Source organism: Neobacillus cucumis, from assembly GCF_023715505.1.
On record NZ_JAMBOH010000009.1, the window covers coordinates 95,273 to 111,930 of the forward strand.

Annotated in this window: 20 protein-coding genes, 1 pseudogene and 1 riboswitch; of the genes and pseudogenes, 14 read left to right on the forward strand and 7 right to left on the reverse strand. The window is 40.2% G+C overall.

What is annotated here, in order from left to right; translation table 11 throughout:
* Window positions 1-12 precede the first annotated feature (12 nt).
* The 5 genes from M3226_RS14885 to M3226_RS14905 are packed head-to-tail and all read left to right on the forward strand — an operon-like array spanning window position 13 to window position 4,509.
* Window positions 13-1,314, forward strand: coding sequence for an acetylornithine deacetylase (locus M3226_RS14885; RefSeq protein WP_251566506.1), 1,302 nt, complete (start codon window positions 13-15; stop codon window positions 1,312-1,314).
* Entirely contained in the window at window positions 1,301-1,972 is a 672-nt protein-coding gene (gene tenA / locus M3226_RS14890; protein ID WP_251566507.1) for a thiaminase II, read from the forward strand. The genes M3226_RS14885 and tenA overlap by 14 nt, the downstream gene beginning before the upstream one ends.
* Before the next feature lie 7 nt (window positions 1,973-1,979).
* Window positions 1,980-2,723 (forward strand): ABC transporter ATP-binding protein, encoded by a 744-nt coding sequence (locus tag M3226_RS14895; protein WP_251566508.1) that lies wholly within the window; start codon window positions 1,980-1,982, stop codon window positions 2,721-2,723.
* Window positions 2,707-3,483 (forward strand): ABC transporter permease, encoded by a 777-nt coding sequence (locus M3226_RS14900; RefSeq protein WP_251566509.1) that lies wholly within the window; start codon window positions 2,707-2,709, stop codon window positions 3,481-3,483. The genes M3226_RS14895 and M3226_RS14900 overlap by 17 nt, the downstream gene beginning before the upstream one ends.
* Window positions 3,484-3,501: 18 nt before the next feature.
* Window positions 3,502-4,509 carry an ABC transporter substrate-binding protein gene (locus tag M3226_RS14905; RefSeq protein ID WP_251566510.1) on the forward strand — a complete coding sequence of 336 codons (1,008 nt, stop codon included), beginning with the start codon at window positions 3,502-3,504 and terminating at the stop codon, window positions 4,507-4,509.
* Window positions 4,510-4,600: 91 nt separating this feature from the next.
* On the opposite strand, the gene M3226_RS14910 is transcribed toward M3226_RS14905, so the two are convergent.
* From M3226_RS14910 to M3226_RS14920, 3 genes are all read right to left on the reverse strand, one after another.
* A complete protein-coding gene (locus M3226_RS14910) occupies window positions 4,601-5,329 on the reverse strand; it encodes a protein-glutamine gamma-glutamyltransferase (RefSeq protein ID WP_251566511.1) in 729 nt (242 codons plus the stop codon).
* Between the two features lie 161 nt (window positions 5,330-5,490).
* On the reverse strand, window positions 5,491-5,994 hold the full coding sequence (locus M3226_RS14915; RefSeq protein ID WP_251566512.1) for an ion channel: 504 nt from the start codon (window positions 5,992-5,994) through the stop codon (window positions 5,491-5,493).
* A 175-nt stretch (window positions 5,995-6,169) separates the two neighbouring features.
* Entirely contained in the window at window positions 6,170-7,414 is a 1,245-nt protein-coding gene (locus M3226_RS14920; RefSeq protein WP_251566513.1) for an MFS transporter, read from the reverse strand.
* A gap of 335 nt (window positions 7,415-7,749) precedes the next feature.
* Here M3226_RS14920 and M3226_RS14925 point away from each other — a divergent pair, with 335 nt between their 5' ends.
* From M3226_RS14925 to M3226_RS14940, 4 genes and pseudogenes are all read left to right on the forward strand, one after another.
* Window positions 7,750-7,950 carry a cold-shock protein gene (locus tag M3226_RS14925; RefSeq protein WP_098527548.1) on the forward strand — a complete coding sequence of 67 codons (201 nt, stop codon included), beginning with the start codon at window positions 7,750-7,752 and terminating at the stop codon, window positions 7,948-7,950.
* Between the two features lie 147 nt (window positions 7,951-8,097).
* A complete protein-coding gene (locus M3226_RS14930; protein WP_251566514.1) occupies window positions 8,098-8,907 on the forward strand; it encodes a hypothetical protein in 810 nt (269 codons plus the stop codon).
* A gap of 112 nt (window positions 8,908-9,019) precedes the next feature.
* Window positions 9,020-10,390: an MATE family efflux transporter gene (locus tag M3226_RS14935; RefSeq protein ID WP_251566515.1), complete on the forward strand. Its 1,371-nt coding sequence runs from the start codon at window positions 9,020-9,022 to the stop codon at window positions 10,388-10,390.
* 299 nt (window positions 10,391-10,689) lie between these two features.
* Window positions 10,690-11,059 (forward strand): annotated as a pseudogene (locus tag M3226_RS14940) (hypothetical protein).
* 33 nt (window positions 11,060-11,092) lie between these two features.
* On the opposite strand, the gene M3226_RS14945 reads toward M3226_RS14940, so the two are convergent.
* Together M3226_RS14945 and M3226_RS14950 are read right to left on the reverse strand one after the other, a co-directional pair.
* On the reverse strand, window positions 11,093-11,290 hold the full coding sequence (locus tag M3226_RS14945; protein ID WP_251566516.1) for a hypothetical protein: 198 nt from the start codon (window positions 11,288-11,290) through the stop codon (window positions 11,093-11,095).
* A 119-nt stretch (window positions 11,291-11,409) separates the two neighbouring features.
* Complete coding sequence (locus tag M3226_RS14950) at window positions 11,410-11,607, reverse strand: hypothetical protein (RefSeq protein ID WP_098527553.1); 198 nt, start codon at window positions 11,605-11,607, stop codon at window positions 11,410-11,412.
* Window positions 11,608-11,921: 314 nt separating this feature from the next.
* Between M3226_RS14950 and M3226_RS14955 the strand changes: the two genes are divergently transcribed.
* From M3226_RS14955 to clpP, 3 genes are all read left to right on the forward strand, one after another.
* A complete protein-coding gene (locus M3226_RS14955) occupies window positions 11,922-12,062 on the forward strand; it encodes a YrzI family small protein (protein ID WP_251566517.1) in 141 nt (46 codons plus the stop codon).
* Between the two features lie 107 nt (window positions 12,063-12,169).
* Window positions 12,170-12,874 (forward strand): sigma-70 family RNA polymerase sigma factor, encoded by a 705-nt coding sequence (locus M3226_RS14960; protein ID WP_251566518.1) that lies wholly within the window; start codon window positions 12,170-12,172, stop codon window positions 12,872-12,874.
* A gap of 28 nt (window positions 12,875-12,902) precedes the next feature.
* Complete coding sequence (gene clpP / locus M3226_RS14965; RefSeq protein WP_251566519.1) at window positions 12,903-13,487, forward strand: ATP-dependent Clp endopeptidase proteolytic subunit ClpP; 585 nt, start codon at window positions 12,903-12,905, stop codon at window positions 13,485-13,487.
* Window positions 13,488-13,604: 117 nt separating this feature from the next.
* On the opposite strand, the gene M3226_RS14970 is transcribed toward clpP, so the two are convergent.
* Together M3226_RS14970 and M3226_RS14975 are read right to left on the reverse strand one after the other, a co-directional pair.
* On the reverse strand, window positions 13,605-14,714 hold the full coding sequence (locus tag M3226_RS14970; protein WP_251566520.1) for an AbrB family transcriptional regulator: 1,110 nt from the start codon (window positions 14,712-14,714) through the stop codon (window positions 13,605-13,607).
* Window positions 14,715-14,979: 265 nt separating this feature from the next.
* Window positions 14,980-15,267 (reverse strand): hypothetical protein, encoded by a 288-nt coding sequence (locus M3226_RS14975; RefSeq protein WP_251566521.1) that lies wholly within the window; start codon window positions 15,265-15,267, stop codon window positions 14,980-14,982.
* Window positions 15,268-15,449: 182 nt separating this feature from the next.
* A riboswitch (SAM riboswitch) is annotated at window positions 15,450-15,551 on the forward strand.
* Between the two features lie 96 nt (window positions 15,552-15,647).
* Here M3226_RS14975 and M3226_RS14980 point away from each other — a divergent pair.
* Window positions 15,648-15,776 carry a YezD family protein gene (locus M3226_RS14980; RefSeq protein ID WP_374110610.1) on the forward strand — a complete coding sequence of 43 codons (129 nt, stop codon included), beginning with the start codon at window positions 15,648-15,650 and terminating at the stop codon, window positions 15,774-15,776.
* A gap of 75 nt (window positions 15,777-15,851) precedes the next feature.
* Window positions 15,852-16,568 (forward strand): phosphoadenylyl-sulfate reductase, encoded by a 717-nt coding sequence (locus M3226_RS14985; protein ID WP_098527560.1) that lies wholly within the window; start codon window positions 15,852-15,854, stop codon window positions 16,566-16,568.
* The last annotated feature ends 90 nt before the right edge of the window (window positions 16,569-16,658 follow it).

Sequence of the window (16,658 nt, forward strand, 5' to 3'; positions counted from 1 at the left end):
GGTGTGTGAATATTGAACGAGGAATTGATTGCAAAAATTACAAGTGAAATCGAGGCGAGAAAAGGGGAATTGTTAGACCTTTTATCAGACCTTGTTGCCTTTCCAACAGTCAGCCCTCCCGCCCGTAATACGAATGAGGTTCAGGAATTTATTAAAGGATATCTTCAAGAGTTAGGTTTCATCACGGATAAATGGGATGTCTATCCTGGTGACCCAAACGTGGTCGGGATTTTACAAGGTAAATCTTCTGGTCAGTTTAATAGTTTAATCATAAACGGCCATGTCGATGTGGCCGAGGTTGGAGACACAAAAGAATGGAGCTCCTCCCCATTTGAGGCTTACCAAAAGGATGGCTATATATTTGGACGGGGTGTCGCGGATATGAAAGGCGGAATTGCCGCATCACTCTTCGCCATAAAACTATTAAAAGAATTAGGTGTCACCTTACAAGGCGATCTTCAATTCCAATCCGTCATTGGCGAAGAGGTCGGGGAAGCCGGAACCCAAGACTGTGTCGAGCGGGGATATAGTGCAGACTATGCCGTAGTGGTGGATACAAGCGACTTACACATTCAAGGACAAGGCGGCGTCATTACCGGCTGGATCACCATTCAAAGCAAGGAAACCTATCACGATGGCATTCGCCGGAAAATGATTCATGCCGGCGGTGGTGTTGAAGGGGCAAGTGCGATTGAGAAAATGATGAAGGTTATCGCTGGCCTCCAAGAACTTGAACGCTACTGGGCTGTAACGAAAAGCTATGATGGTTTTCCTCCAGGCACTAATACTATTAATCCTGCGGTAATCGAAGGTGGCCGGCATGCGGCGTTTGTTGCGGATCGCTGTGCATTATGGGTAACGGTTCATTTTTACCCGAATGAAGATTACGAAGAAGTAATCCAAGAAATTGAACAGCATATCAATGCCATTGCTGCTGCTGATCCGTGGCTCAGGGACAACCCACCTGAGTTTGTCTGGGGAGGAAAGTCTATGATCGTCGACCGCGGTGAAATTTTTCCTTCATTAAAAATAGACCCGGAGCATCCTGGTACGAAACTGTTAACGAACTCCTTTGAAAAGTTGTTACACCAACAAGCGAACGTAGGCATGTCAACAACGGTGACGGATGCAGGCTGGCTAGGTCGCGCCGGTATTCCGACTGCTATTTTTGGACCTGGAAAATTAGAGGATGCACATGCAGTGAATGAAAAGCTGGAGATCCAGCAGCTGCTGGATTTTACCAAGGTAATAGCTATTTTTATTGCGGAGTGTTGTAACACCAAGAAGGAGGAAAAACAGCATGACATTTTCTGAGCGCCTTTTTCAGAAGGTAAGTGATATTTGGGAGAAAACCCATCAGCATCCATTCGTTGTCGGGATGGGGAAAGGGGATCTTCCGGTTGAATCCTTTATTCGCTACATGAAACAAGATTACGTGTTTTTAATTGATTATTCGAAGCTGTTTGCTTTTGGCACTGTGAAAGCAAGGGACATCGAAACAATGGCCGCCTTTGCCAAGCTCCTTCATGAGACATTGCACGGGGAAATGGATTTGCATCGCCAATATGCTGCAAGATTTGGGATAACGAATGAACAGCTTGAGGAGACAAAACCAACTCCGATGAATTTAGCCTATACCCGTTACATGTTAAATGTCGCACAAAATGGTTCATTAGAAGAATTAATTTCAGCATTATTACCTTGTATGTGGAGCTATTGGGAGATTGGCAAGATGTTAGCAAAAGAATATCAAGGTGCTAGCAATCACTATCTTTATGGTGAGTGGGTCAAAATGTACTCTTCTGAGGAATTTGGTGCCCTAGCCCAGTGGCTGATCGATTTATTGAATCAATTGACTGAAGGAAAGCCAGAATGGGAGTTAAATATTCTAGAAGAACACTTCCTGACGACATCCCGTTTTGAATATATGTTCTGGGACATGGTCTATCAGGGGGGCGAGTGGCCTGTCTAATTCATCAATGTTACACATCAACGAACTATCTTATAGCTTTGGTGCTGAAAAACCGATTTTTGAAAAAATTTCACTCGACGTAAAAGCGGGGGAATTTGTTTCCGTTATCGGGGCGAGTGGTTCAGGTAAAAGCACTCTCTTTAAGTTGGTAACGGGGTTACTCAAACCTCAACAAGGAGAAATTCTCATTAATGGTGAGCAGGGGGCCAGCAAGGGACTAGGAAGTGTGGGCTATATGCCGCAAAAGGACTTGCTTTTACCCTGGAGAACGGTTTTAGACAATGTTCTACTTCCGCTCGAGGTATCAAAGGAAAATAAGAAAGTGAGATTGCCTGAAGTGCGGGAGTGGCTGGCCCGATTTGGGCTCGCCGCTTATGAAAATGCTTATCCCAATGAACTGTCGGGAGGAATGCGGCAGCGGGTTGCCTTTTTACGAACTCTTATGACTGGGAAAGACCTATTATTGTTAGATGAACCCTTTGGTGCCCTTGATTCAATGACGAAACGGAATATGCATAGCTGGTTATTGGGCTTGTGGGGCGATTTACAAAAGACGGTATTGTTTATCACCCATGATCTAGAGGAAGCGATATTGCTTAGCGACAGGATTTATGTGCTAAAAGCGAATGGAATAGAAGAATGGAAGGTTAGCCTGCCGAGACCGAGAAGTTCAGAACTAATCTATGAAGCTGATTTTATTAGGATGAGAAAAGAACTGGAGTGGCTGATTCAACATGAAAACAACAACTAGATTAAAAAAATGGACGAGTGATTACGGTTTATTTATTCTCGTCGTCATTCTTCTGGTCAGCGTATGGGAAATGGTTGTAAAGCGTGGAATCATCCCGGCCTTTATCTTGCCGTCACCTTCAGCTATCTGGAGCTCATTAATAGACAACCGTGAGCTTCTGTTTGAAGAGCATTTGCCAGCCACTCTGAATGAGGTGCTGATTGGGTTTGCGATTTCCATTACTGCCGGTACCCTACTCGGAGTTGGCATGCACTTTTCTCGCCCATTAGAGAAAGTACTTTATCCGTTCTTAGTGATTTCACAAACAATCCCGCTGATTGCGATTTCTCCAATTTTTATTATGTGGTTTGGCTATTCGATTTGGAGCAAAATTGCCGTCACGATTTTAACGGCGTTCTTTCCGATTGTCGTTAGTACTTATGATGGGTTGAAGTCGGGTGGTCGGGAATATCGTGAATTATTGTTAACGATGGGAGCAAACCGCTGGATGATTTTTAGGAAAATACAGGTGCCAATGGCCCTGCCGACGTTTATGTCAGGATTGAAAATGTCGGTCGTTTATTGTGTCGTTGGGGCGACGATAGGGGAATGGCTTGGAGCCAGTGAAGGTCTGGGCTACTTTAGCCGCCGGATGTCGGGGAGTTTAAAGGCAGATGCCGTGTTTGCTGCGATATTTTTATTATCATTACTTGGAATTATTCTGTTTTTATTGATTAGTTTCATCGAAAAACAATTATTGAAAAATAAATACCACATCTAAGAGGGGAAGTAGAAATCAATGAAGAAAACTCTTTTAATCCTGTTTAGCCTTTTGCTGCTAATATTAAGTGCATGCGGAAAAAACGACGAAAAGGCAACCGAAAAGAACACAACAAGTGGGGACAAGAAGCTTGAGAAAGTAACCTTAATGTTAGACTGGTATCCAAACGCCGTTCACTCTTTCCTTTATACAGCACAGGAAAAGGGCTACTTTAAAGAGCAAGGCTTGGATGTAGAGATTCAAATGCCTGCTGATACAAATGATCCGTTAAAACTTGTCGCTGCCGATCAAATCGATATGGCGCTCAGCTATCAGCCGCAGGTATTGGTGGCACGTGGAGAAGATATCCCTGTCCAATCGTTTGGAGCGATTGTACGTCATCCGCTTAATCAATTAATGGTGCCAGCAGATAGTTCAATCAAATCCCCTAAGGACTTAGCAGGGAAAACAATCGGCTATCCATCGATTCCTTTGGATGAAGCAATCGTCCAATCCATGGTTAAGTCTGACGGTGGAGATGCTTCTAAGATTAAAATGGTTGACGTTGGCTGGGACTTAATTCCGGCGATGGCAACGAAGAAAACAAACGCTCTAATTGGCGGTTATATTAATCACGAGAAGTTATTGCTGGACAAAGAAGGTCATCCAATGCGCACTTTAAATCCTGCTGACTTCGGGGTACCAGATTACTATGAATTAGTATTGGTCGGAAGTGAAAAGGAACTAAAAGCAAAACCGGAAGTATTTAAGAAGTTTATGACTGCGATTGGGAAGGGACAAAAATATGTTCAGGACCACCCTGAAGAAGGCTTGTCCGTTTTAATGAAGCATGAAGATAAATCATCTCCACTAGAAAAGGACATTGAGACAAAGAGCTTACAAATCCTCTTGCCGCTCATGGACGCAAAAGACAAATCATTCGGCTACCAAGACCCACAAACATGGGACCAAGTCGCAGCGTGGTTAAAAGAAAACAAAGTAATTAAGAACAACATAAAAGCAGAAGACGCATTGATTAACTTTTAGTATATAAATAGAGTAAAAAAGGTGACAGGCACCGCCCGTGGACAATGTCCACGAGCGGTGCCTGTCACCAATTTCACTATTTTTACATTCATCAGTTTGACAATGATAGATAGTAGGGTCGTGTAATCATGTTCATGAGGTATGCTGAATTCTTTGGATTCGGCATTCTTTTTTTGTTTAGGAAGTTGATGATCGTACTGGCTGGCTGGATGCCTACGCCATGACCGTAATACTTGTCATCGCCAAAATAGACCACATTTTCGGCGCGCCAATGTGGCTGTTTTGGGTCAAAATCTGGATTGTTAAAATGTAAGATATCACCAGGCAGGAAATCATCCGAATACATATTATAAACCGGCAGATCCTCATCGAATTGCCAACCCATCAAGTAAATCCGGGTAAATAACAAATCAAATCTCTGACGACCAATGGAATAAAGGGTGGCAATATATAAAACGATCGCAATGGCAGTGGAACATTCAAACGCATAAAGTTTCCCGTTTTTCAGAATGTCCAGGATCGCAACAGACGGGCTAACATTTGGTTTTAACAAAAAACCACCATTTCCTAATCTGTCCCAGTACGTTTTATTGCAAAATGCATACGTGAATGTCGTAAACTTTGCCCTGCTTTTGTTAAGTTCTTGAGCTGCTTTCATGGTGTTGATACGAAACAAAAGTTCAAATTCCAACTGATTTATGGATCCATATTCAAACGTCGAATGATAACCCGCCATAAGTTTAATAATATTTCTTTCACCTGGTTTGGTAATTCCCTTTAGGTCTCCCGGCTCAACAACCTGATGATTGATTTTAATCATTGGCCCCTCCCGTTTTCAGAAATCAACTCCTTCTAAAAATATGAAACTTTTTTAAATATATTTGTCTGTTGAAAAAATTTACTGATCGTTTTAAAACAAGAATAGGACACTGTCCACTTCAAAAGGACAGTGTCCACGAACGGTGCCTGACACCCACATTGTTACTTGCTCTCATTTGTTTGATAGACTTTTGTGGCGATAACACCCATTATGACCGTACTGATGGTATAGCCCATCAGCATCTCGGAGGCGGCAATCATGTTGGATATCAATCCGACAGATGTTATATCACCGTACCCTGTAGTCGTAAAAGTAGTAATGCTATAATAAATGAAATCATTAGCATGGAGGGAGGAACCCCTAAAGGCAAGCTTTCCTCTTAGCTCATATATGAGGTGATAGAAATTCGCATACGAAAGGATAATGCAAAAAATCAGCAGACCAATACAAAAAAAGATGATTACCAAATGTTCTGTTGATCTAGGAATTTGTTTTAATCGTTGGAATAAAAGCCAAATCGTAAACGAAAAAAGAATTAACACGAATCCAAATAAAATATACACTGATCTCTTTTCTAGTTCATTAAAAAATAACAAACCGAGTAACAGGATAATCATTAAATAATAATAAGCAACTTTATTAAGCTTTCCCAAGACCGTCTTCATTTTCACCCCATAAAGATTCCTCAAAGTTGTTTTTTATGTATATTTTCTACTTGCAATTCATACTTTATCCAACTGATAATTAAATACTCAGCAATGAAACGAACTGATATGAAACAATTCAGCTGATAAGGGACATAAGGTGGTAAACAGAGTTCCATATAAAAAAAACGCCCCATCAAAATTTAGATGATGGGGACGCTTTTTTGGATGACATAATTTTGTTTGATCTTTTGTTTCTCATAAATTTAACATACATCAAGAAAAAGACAAAAGCGCTGATAACTCGCAAGATCGTACAGATCTCCATCGATATCCGCATGTTGGAGCTTTCTAAAAACCAAATGCCTATTTGTGGAGCAATAAAAGCGACGAAAGATAAGAGGACATTATAGGTAGTTATACAATAGGTTCGCTTTTCTTCTGGTGATTGCTCCAACAATAGATTAAACAATAACAGCGTTGTACCAGAAACAAAAAATCCTGAGGTCATCGAAACAAAGGTTATATAAAATACATTTGTTGACAAAATGTTTAACACAGGGGCTGTAGCCATTCCCACTGCTACCCAGACCAGCATTAAAGTATTAGACCTTTGCTCCGCCCATTTCTTCCACAAGGGAAACGAGAAGATCTGGACTAGCTGATTGGCAACCGAAAAAATACTTATCCAAAGGATGGTGGCATGCACATATTTAACATTGTAAATATTAAATAACCCCCAAGCCATCTGCCAAGTGAAATTAAAGCATAGAGCCGTGATCAGAAACCATTTGTAGCCTCGATCCTGAAAAATCGACCAATCCATCGATGATTTTTTTTGCTCCTGTTTTACTAGTGGTTTTTCTCGATGCTTCATAAGAAAAACTACTTCTAGTAAACCAAATAGGAAAGCAATCCCAAACAAAATTTGATAGGCCCAGGCATGATGGGTTTGACTTTTCATCACAACCCCGATAATTAAAGTAGTGATCATTCCCACGACCGTCAAGAGCCGATTGCGGTCACTAAAAAAGGCCCCGCGCCGTTTTTCTTTTATCATCCCGCTAATCAACGTCTGCCAGCCTATATTCGAAATGGTTCCAGGAACATTCATGAGCGCTACGATAATTAGAAATGCCCACGCTTGGTAAGAGGTATGAATGAAAACGACGCCTGCCAACAGTAAAAACATTATTCTCGCCCAGAAAACAGACATGGCGACCGTTTTCTTTTGCAGTTCCAACCGGTTTAGTAAGATAGCTGCAGGAATCGTCATAATTAATGCGACCAAAGGCGGAAGAGAGCTGATTAAACCCACCTGGTAATTGGTGGCACCTAGAATTGAGATAGCGAAGATAGGAAAATAATTGCTTGCAAGATTCACAGCGATGGTAGACACCATGCCATGGTAAATACTGATCTTTTCGTTATATGTGCGCATGTGTCTTCACCGATTTCTATTTAAATTCCATTGTAATTATACAATCAAAAACCACAATCTAATAGAAGAATTTTAGAAGTTTTTTAAAAAATTTCGATACACTAAATATCAACAAAAAAGTATTACAAATTTTGGTATAAATGGCCGACTTTTCTACTAAAATAAAATTAAATGACCAAATCAGTTTGCTTTGTAGATACCATTCTGCTATAGTTAAGTAGAATTATTTTTGTGAGTCGGAAAGAACGTTAAAGTGAATACTGCTTTTTGTCTTGAAGATTTGAGCAAGGATAGTAACAAATTGTGTGCAATGCACACAGCAGGAGGAACCACACATGGAACAAGGTAAAGTTAAATGGTTTAACGCAGAAAAAGGCTTTGGATTTATCGAGCGCGAAGCTGGAGACGACGTATTCGTTCACTTCTCCGCAATCCAAGGCGAAGGCTTCAAATCTTTAGACGAAGGTCAAGCAGTTTCTTTCGACGTTGAACAAGGTCAACGTGGACCACAAGCTTCTAACGTTCGTAAAATATAATTTTTAGCCATATGAAAAAAGACTCTCCTTGCAGAGTCTTTTTTTTATGCCGTCAATCGATCAAGGTCTAGCGTGGTCAAATTATTCTTTTCGTAAATAAATGGTATAATCAAAGAACATACATAAATAATGGAGGGAATTGTCATTATGGCCATTCTGCGTTCACAATTAGAACAGTCGGATTTAACTAAATATATTCCGCCCAAAGGGGATTATGAACCATTCCGGGATGACGATCACTATAAGGAAAAGCTCAAGGAATGGGGCCTGCCAACGGCGAAAAAGGAGTTTTGGTACAAAGAAGGCAACTATCAGCGTCTTGTCACAATTAAAGGCTATGAGACCTATGGGAATACCGGAGAATTTAACACACTTGTAATTGAATTTCAAGATGGCAATTTGACTTGTATCCATCCCGCTTTTTTAAAAGAAATGCAGTCGTCGAGCTTCGGCAAGGAGAGTTTAATTAACCTTGAAGAGAAGGATAATTCGGATGAAGAAAAAGTGCCTAATTCAGCAGAGGCCACACAGCAAACCGAAACAGTCTCACTTGTAGAAGCTCCAAAGAAGGAAAAGGTAGCGAAACCAGCCAAGGAACCTAAACCAAAGAAAGAAAAAGCTCCAAAAATTGAACTCCCTGCCGATAAAGTACATTTTACCGCTAAAGTTAAACAGTTCGCGCTTGTCTATAATCCTTTTAATGAAGAAAATGACGAAGTGGTTGTATTGGAAAATGTCCAAATTGTTTTGGATAATCCAATTGACCTTGGACTAGCCTGGTGCAGTCATAGTAAGACATTGAAAAAGTTTGAATTGACAGCGGGGGATATACTTGAATTCGATGGAAAAGTGGCCGCTAAGAAAATGGGGAAAGGCAAAGATGCCCCAGAGGAATTTGTGGTGGATACAGCGGTGTTATATAAAATCAATAACCCATCCAAAATCGTGAAGAAATAGGACTTCAAATGAAGTTCTATTTTTTATATCCTAAACATACTTTTTGAGGAAAATTAGTCTATAGTAGGGTATAATGAAATTTCGAGTTTTTATTTTTTTATAGGAGTACATTATGAATCAAACTTTTACACTTAAAGAAAAGACAAAGCAAATTTTTGTTTTGCTTGTGCCGATTTTAATTACCCAACTTGGCATGTTTTCAATGGTATTTTTTAATACGATCATGTCAGGAAGATATAGTAGTTCTGATTTAGCAGGTGTGGCCATCGGCACGTCCATATGGAGTCCAATCTTTACTGGAATTAGTGGGATTTTTCTTGCTGTGTCGCCGATTGCTGCCCAGAGATTTGGACAAAAAAAGAAGGAAGAAGTAGCTACTGTAGTCAAACATGGGATGTATTTATCAGTATTAATTACAGTCGTTGTCATCCTTCTTGGAATTTTTTTGTTAATTCCCATTTTAAATTTTATGGATCTTGCACCAAAAGTACATGATACAGCCTTTGATTATTTAGTAGGACTTAGTTTTGGAATGCTGCCACTTTTTCTTTTTAATGTACTAAGATCGTTTATTTACGCTCTAGGTAAAACACGTGTTATTATGGTCATCATGCTGTTATCATTACCGATCAATTTAGTACTGAATTATGTTTTTATCTTTGGGGAGTTTGGATTCCCAGAGCTTGGCGGTGCTGGGGCAGGCTATGCGACAGCTATTACCGATTGGATATTTCTCGGGATGACGATATATATTGTGAAAAGTAAAGACCCTTTTTCTTCTTTCCAAATCTTTTCAAATTTAAAAGAGTTTTCATGGGAACAGTGTAAGGAAATCTTAAAAATAGGTGTGCCGATGGGACTGTCCGTTTTCTTTGAGACCACCGTGTTTGCCATCGTAACCATCTTATTGAGTAAGTTTAATGTAACGACTATTGCAGCCTATCAGTCGGCTCTCAATGTCGTCTCCTTCATTTATATGATCCCGATTAGTATTTCAACAGCGCTAACGGTACTTGTCGGTTTTGAAGTAGGGGCGCGAAGATATAAGGATGCCAAACAGTACAGTTGGTTAGGGATTGGGATAGCGGTGTTCATTGCCATCGGGACGGGGTTGGTTGTTGTCGCATTTCGTTATCAGGTTGCCGGGCTTTATTCTACTGAAGCGGCAGTTATTAACTTAACGGCGAACTTCTTAATCTTTGCCCTGTTTTTCCAGATTTCCGATGCCATCCAGGCAACCGCGCAAGCTGCATTAAGGGGCTATAAAGACGTAAATATTGCCTTTATCATGACACTTGTCGCTTATTGGCTCATCTGCCTGCCAACAGGCTATCTCCTCGCCAATTTCACAAACCTGGGAGCAAGAGGGTACTGGATTGGACTTACCATAGGGCTGCTCGCTGCAGGAATTGCCCTCTCCATCAGACTCATCCACATCCAAAAGAAAAGATTCAACACCTTGGTGTCAGGCACCATTAACTAATTTTGTATTGTTCTTATGATGGGAACATGTCAAATGGTGCCTGACACCATTTTTTTATGAGATAAGAAAGTATAAAAGTTTTATCTTTGAGAATTGTCTAGCTCCAGCGCCTAGCCCCTCGAGGTCACAAGCCAATCCGTCCAAAAGGTTAAAAAGCAACCTTTCGGCCGGCTCGTCTTATGCTTGTCGGGGCTGACCAAGGCGCTTGCACTTTTCTTAATTTACCTAGTTTCCTAATTCTGTAAGTGTTAAAATAAAGGAAGAAGGTATGAATCAAAACCGTAAGTGAGGGGACCTTTATGACAAGGAAAGTCCGCTTTGATGAGGAAGAGTTCGTACTTAGATTAAATGGTTTTGAAAGTTTTTTTGCGCTGAAATGGCAGTTGAAAATTCCCTATAAGGCTATCAAAAAGGTGTATTTAGATGAATTTGAACCGCCAATGTGGATGCTCAGGATGCCAAGCACCTCGGGTTGCACCACTCCATATTTACGAAGGTAGCTTTAAATTTTGTAACGAGTGGTATTTCCTTTCATTCGAACACAATGTACCCTTATTACACTTGGAAATCGAGGGAGCTGGAAAATATAAATATGTCATATTTGAACTGGAAAACCCAAAAGCGGTCATGATTGAGCTGCGTAAGAGGATCAGGGAATTGGAAGACTAAAAGCAAAAAAATGCAATGGCGAGACAACCGCGATTACATTTTCTCCGCTTTCTTTTTTTGCTTTCTTTTCTTCGAAACACTTCTTATTATGTATACACCTGCTAGCAAAGCTAATAAGTTCAAGGAATCACCCAAATGAACCGTTAAACTGAAGCGATTATGGACCCTGATATTATTCGTATTGTTCACGGTCTTCGCTTGTCCTTCTTTCTCCACCATTTCACTCGTCAAAACGAACACCTCCCTTTTAGAAAATAATACCATATTTATTTATATGCAGTTATTTTACTGTTAAATTATTAAATTATCAAAAGTAAAACGCCATTCATGAAAGAGAATGGCGTCTGTCGTTAATATAGTTTTTTTAGGCCGAACCATTTGGAGAATAAACTTTGTTTTTTATCCTTAATGATGAGTTCATCCATAACTAATTTTTCACGATTGTTGTGGATCCATGTCTGTAATTCTTGTTTATCTTTACAAAGAGTATAATATGTTTCCCCACCTTTTCCAAGTGCGTTGACAACATATCGACTTGTGTTCTCCATAATGCCCACCTTTAACATGTATTGTATAATTTGCATTATATCAGGCTGATAAAAATAATCCATGGTTATTTTTCATCAAACCCATCACATTTTTTAGCAACTGATGCTACAACCATTGTAGGATGTCTTGCCGTCTATTACAAGCCTAATTTACTTAATAGTTTTTTATTTACATATTTTTTACATATAACATAATTATATTATGTAAACTTAAAAATCAGCCCTATTTAAATTTGGGCCATTACCCCGTATCTTATATAGCTCAAACAAACGTTATAAAGAAAAATGAGCTCAGAGAGAAAGAGGGGAATAAAATGACCATTAATCTCTTATTCTTTACCGTGTCCTTCAAAAAACGTAAAATCACTCAAGAAGAAGCAGCCAGAGAAGAGTACGTGGAAAAAATGTATCAGCAAATGAAAGAAAAGCAGATCTCCAACCATCGATTTATGTGATCCTTCGAAAACGAACATATAATAAAATAAAAAAATGAATCTGACCCGTATCTTATCATCCTTCTTGAAACGTTTATATAGCAGAGAGTGCATAAGGAGTGAAAAACATGTCAGTTAAGCTTAACCCAGTCAGGACCATGGGTTCAAAAGAGGAAGAGAATCACTGGACTGAATATTATCCAAAGCTACAGCGCTATTGCCGTTTTCTAGCCCAGAATGAATGGGATGGAGATGACATCGCCCAGGAGACCTATCTAAAGGCTTTAAGGTATCATCAGCACAAGATAAGTCCGGCTTTATTAAACAAAATTGCGTATCATCATTGGATTGATCAGCTTCGAAAAAGAAAACATGAAACGTTAGAGGCTGAACTAGACTTTTCTAGTCAAGAATCAACGAAACAACTCGATGAAGTCCGTAATTCAGTTGAAATGCTGATTTGCAAATTTACCCCTAAGCAGGCCGTCATCTTTTTGCTAAAAGAGGCTTTTCAGTATCAGCTAAAGGAAATTGCTGAGATATTAGGCACAACCGAAATGGCCGTAAAGGCAAGTCTTCATCGTGGGAAAAAACGGCTGGAAAAAACATTGGAAGAAGAGGAAGCTTTTTCAGTTGAATCATTTTGGGATGAAGAAGAAAAAGAGGAGCTCACAGAAATTTTTTATGAGGCCTTGAAAGAACAGGACCCATCTGTGCTGATTAAAGCCATTCCTTCAATCACGGCCATAAGCAATGTAACAAGTTTCTATGCAAATGCAAAATCATCTTATAAAAATCAATCTCCTTCTAGCACTCTCTGTATGGCTGCATAGCCTAATAAATCACTTCAAGGAGGAAAAAATGAGTACAATTCCATATGTAATTGAACAATCCAATCGCGGTGAGCGTTCTTATGATATTTATTCCCGTTTGTTAAAGGACAGAATTATCATCATTGGGGAGGAAATCAATGATCATACCGCCAATAGCGTTGTGGCACAATTATTATTTTTAGCAGCGGATAACCCAGATAAAGAAATTTCTCTCTATATAAACAGCCCAGGCGGCTCGACCACAGCCGGATTTGCGATTTACGATACCATGCAAATTATTAAACCTGACGTTCGTACAATTTGTACCGGTATGGCCGCTTCTTTCGGCGCCATGTTACTCCTTGCCGGAACAAAAGGGAAGAGGTGTGCACTACCGAATAGTGAAATCATGATCCATCAGCCATTGGGCGGGGCTAGGGGGCAGGCAACAGAGATTGAAATCTCGGCCCGGCGTATCCTAAAACTTAGAGAACATATTAATCAAATTATTGCAGAGCGAACAGGACAACCGGTTGAAAAAGTGGCCAAAGATACGGATCGTGATTATTTTATGAGTGCTGAGGAAGCAAAAGCGTACGGGATTATCGATGAAATCCTTTATCCCAAATCATAGGGTAATAAGCAATGCGGAGGTGAATTGCCGCATTGCTTTTTTATGGATAAAAGCAGGAAAAGGTAATCAATAGTGCTTATAGATGAAAGTTTGCAAAAAAATATTTAAACATTGAAACTATGCAGGCTTCTTTTTTATCTTTCCAGATCCAACCTTAAAAAACAGCCGCAGCATGGGTGGTACGACAAAATAAATGAAAAAGAGCCGAAATAATTGATAGCCTGTAACCATGGATAAATCGGCATTTACTTCATGGGCAAGAATGGCCATCTGATCCATTCCTCCTGGTGCCAGGCTTAATAAACTAGTGGACGGTGTAATATGGTAAAAATAAATAAGCAGCATTCCTAAGCCGACAGCCCCGACAATCATGAACAGACCACTTAAAAACGCAAGACTAATGACTTTTGCTTTATGCTCGAGTTTCTCCGGTTTCAACAACAATCCAATATAGGAGCCAATCATAAACTGCGAAAGATCCAATACAGATGGCGGCAAAACAGGTCCATGCAGCCCAGAAATACCGGCAATCGCTGTTCCAAGGATAGGTCCTAATAAGTTGGGAGTAGGAAACTTAAGCTTCCGTGCAAGGAAAGCACACAAGACACAGTTCATCGCTAACACAACCAAATTAGGAAAAACTGGCCCTGAGGTTTGCAAGGTCTTATCGACGACATCCGCCGCGGTACCACTGCCCGAATGACGAAACAACGGACCCAATATCAGAAAGGGGACGACAAAGATAATCATCATTAATCGCGCCACTTGCAGGAAAGTAACCGTGGTAATGTCGATTCCTTTCATTTCTTCTGCAAAAACAATCATCTGCGAAAGCCCCCCAGGAATACTCCCGGTCAGAACGGTTGGATAATCGACACCAGTGAGTTTAGAAACAACCCAAGCTATCCCAGCGCAAAAGCAGACTAGTAAAGTCGTCATGAGCAGCATCGAAGGAAGTTTCGCGATAATTTGCAAGAGCGCGTCTTTTGAAAACGATAAGCCAATTGAATAACCAACGATAATTAAGCCTGCATCACGAATTCTAACCGGCCAGTAAAAGGAAATTTTTCCAAACCTGGCGCCAATCAATACAGCTGCCATTGGACCAAGCAGCCAGGGAATCGGTGTATGCAAGACAGTGAACAATAGTCCGCCAATGAAAGCAGTAATCAAAGTGACCGAAAAACGAAGTAGTTTATGATCTAAATTCATTATTGATTTTTTCAAGTAAAACCCTTCTGTCTATAAAAATTTCTATCTGCCCTTCCATTAACGAAAAACGATACGTATGTAAATCAGAACTCATAATATCCTTTAGTTCATTTTCAATTTACTATTTTAACACGATAATATGTAAAAGGGTAATGACAGACATTATCATTGGTTTACGGATAGAATCCAATTTATATATGTTGATAGATTCAGAAGTACCAAAATACCTGCGATTAAATTAAAAAGAGAAAGCAAAAAAATTGCTTTCCCTTATTTTACCTTAATGACTGCTACTGCTGCTTTCCTCGTGTCCTGGTGATTCCTCAACTTCCCCTGGACCAAATCCAAATGGTCCTCTAGGTCCAATATTTTCTACGCGAAAAATCGCCACGATGGTTTCAATTCTGATCGCTAAAACCCGCGGGCGAACCCTGCCTCTCGATTCCAATACAATGACATCACGGCCAACATCGAGAAGTCTGCCAACAAAGTTCCCTTGAAGGGTCACCACTTCTACTTCTTTTTTTAACAGTTCATGGGCAATCTGATGAAAATTCAATTCCGTCACATCTATCATCCTCCTTCACATTACAGTAAATGCAAAAATTCAAAAAAGGGCATCGGTTTCAAAAAAAATTTTGCTAAAAGTTCACAGCGATAGAGAGGGGAGGCTAATAATTTTTTAAATTTTGTATTTTTTTATTTACATAAATCCTATTGGTATGGTAGGATTAATTCCATCAAATAAAATTCTTATCTAGAGAGGCTTAGGGACTGGCCCGATGAAGCCCGGCAACCTGCCAAGCAAGGTGCCAATTCCAGCAAAATGTTTTTCATTTTGGTAGATAAGGTGTTTACTGGATTAAGTAACGCCTTTCCTAAAATGGGGAAGGCGTTTTTTGTAAAAAGGAGGCGAATCATCTGAACGCTGCGGAAAGGGAAGAACTAATTACTCATTTAGAGAGCATGTTGGTTTCTTTAAAATTTGGCTCAATTACACTAGTAGTTCAGGATGGCAAGATTGTACAAATAGAAAAAAATGAAAAGGTTCGTCTTAAACAAAATAAAATCCGCTGACCAGAACGCTGGAGGCTGACCACACGTCAACCATCCAGGAAGACGTTTTTTTTATGAAAAAAGGAGGCATGTAGAATGACGGCTGCAATAACGTATCAAAATTGGCAACAAATTTCAGACACATTTTCATTCGATGATGAAACAAAAGGGGCACGTGCGGTATTAGAGTGGGCTTATAACAACTATCCCGATGAAGAAATCGTATATGCATCAAGTTTTGGTGCAGAAGCGATTGTGTTGATTGACCTCATTCATCAGGTAAAGCCTGATGCCCATATCGTATTTTTAGACACAGGGCTCCATTTCCCTGAAACTTACGAGGTAATCGACAAAATCGAAGCCCGCTTCCCAACATTGCGGATTGAGCGAAAACAACCGAAAGTAAGTCTTGATGAACAAGCAGCACAATATGGCTCAGCTTTATGGCTTAGAGATGCCAATCAGTGCTGCAACATTCGTAAGGTAATCCCATTAAGGGAGACATTGACTGCTAAACAAGCGTGGATCTCAGGACTGCGCCGGGAACAGTCACCAACAAGAGCCAACACTGAATTCCTTAATAAGGATGAAAAATTCGAAAATATTAAAGTTTGCCCATTAATTCATTGGACTTGGGATGAGGTTTGGGATTACATCAAGAGTAAGGATCTTCCATACAACACCTTACATGACCAAAATTACCCTAGTATTGGCTGTTTCCCTTGCACAAAGCCGGTAGGTGATGGCGGGGATTCACGCGCAGGACGCTGGTCGGGCAGCGGCAAGACAGAATGTGGCTTACATACCCGTTAAGCCAGAGCTACACCACCGTGGAAATCCCCACTGTGGATTTTGAACCATTCCGGTATTGATGGGCAGTGCCCACCTCTTCGGGCTCTTAAT

What these genes read in the sequence shown, in the direction of transcription:
- tenA (WP_251566507.1), top strand. Translation starts at nt 1,301, where the DNA reads ATGACATTTTCTGAGCGCCTTTTTCAGAAGGTAAGTGATATTTGGGAG.
- M3226_RS14895 (WP_251566508.1), top strand. Translation starts at nt 1,980, where the DNA reads ATGTTACACATCAACGAACTATCTTATAGCTTTGGTGCTGAAAAACCG.
- M3226_RS14900 (WP_251566509.1), top strand. Translation starts at nt 2,707, where the DNA reads ATGAAAACAACAACTAGATTAAAAAAATGGACGAGTGATTACGGTTTA.
- M3226_RS14905 (WP_251566510.1), top strand. Translation starts at nt 3,502, where the DNA reads ATGAAGAAAACTCTTTTAATCCTGTTTAGCCTTTTGCTGCTAATATTA.
- M3226_RS14910 (WP_251566511.1), bottom strand. Translation starts at nt 5,329, where the DNA reads ATGATTAAAATCAATCATCAGGTTGTTGAGCCGGGAGACCTAAAGGGA.
- M3226_RS14915 (WP_251566512.1), bottom strand. Translation starts at nt 5,994, where the DNA reads ATGAAGACGGTCTTGGGAAAGCTTAATAAAGTTGCTTATTATTATTTA.
- M3226_RS14920 (WP_251566513.1), bottom strand. Translation starts at nt 7,414, where the DNA reads ATGCGCACATATAACGAAAAGATCAGTATTTACCATGGCATGGTGTCT.
- M3226_RS14925 (WP_098527548.1), top strand. Translation starts at nt 7,750, where the DNA reads ATGGAACAAGGTAAAGTTAAATGGTTTAACGCAGAAAAAGGCTTTGGA.
- M3226_RS14930 (WP_251566514.1), top strand. Translation starts at nt 8,098, where the DNA reads ATGGCCATTCTGCGTTCACAATTAGAACAGTCGGATTTAACTAAATAT.
- M3226_RS14935 (WP_251566515.1), top strand. Translation starts at nt 9,020, where the DNA reads ATGAATCAAACTTTTACACTTAAAGAAAAGACAAAGCAAATTTTTGTT.
- M3226_RS14950 (WP_098527553.1), bottom strand. Translation starts at nt 11,607, where the DNA reads ATGGAGAACACAAGTCGATATGTTGTCAACGCACTTGGAAAAGGTGGG.
- M3226_RS14955 (WP_251566517.1), top strand. Translation starts at nt 11,922, where the DNA reads ATGACCATTAATCTCTTATTCTTTACCGTGTCCTTCAAAAAACGTAAA.
- M3226_RS14960 (WP_251566518.1), top strand. Translation starts at nt 12,170, where the DNA reads ATGTCAGTTAAGCTTAACCCAGTCAGGACCATGGGTTCAAAAGAGGAA.
- clpP (WP_251566519.1), top strand. Translation starts at nt 12,903, where the DNA reads ATGAGTACAATTCCATATGTAATTGAACAATCCAATCGCGGTGAGCGT.
- M3226_RS14985 (WP_098527560.1), top strand. Translation starts at nt 15,852, where the DNA reads ATGACGGCTGCAATAACGTATCAAAATTGGCAACAAATTTCAGACACA.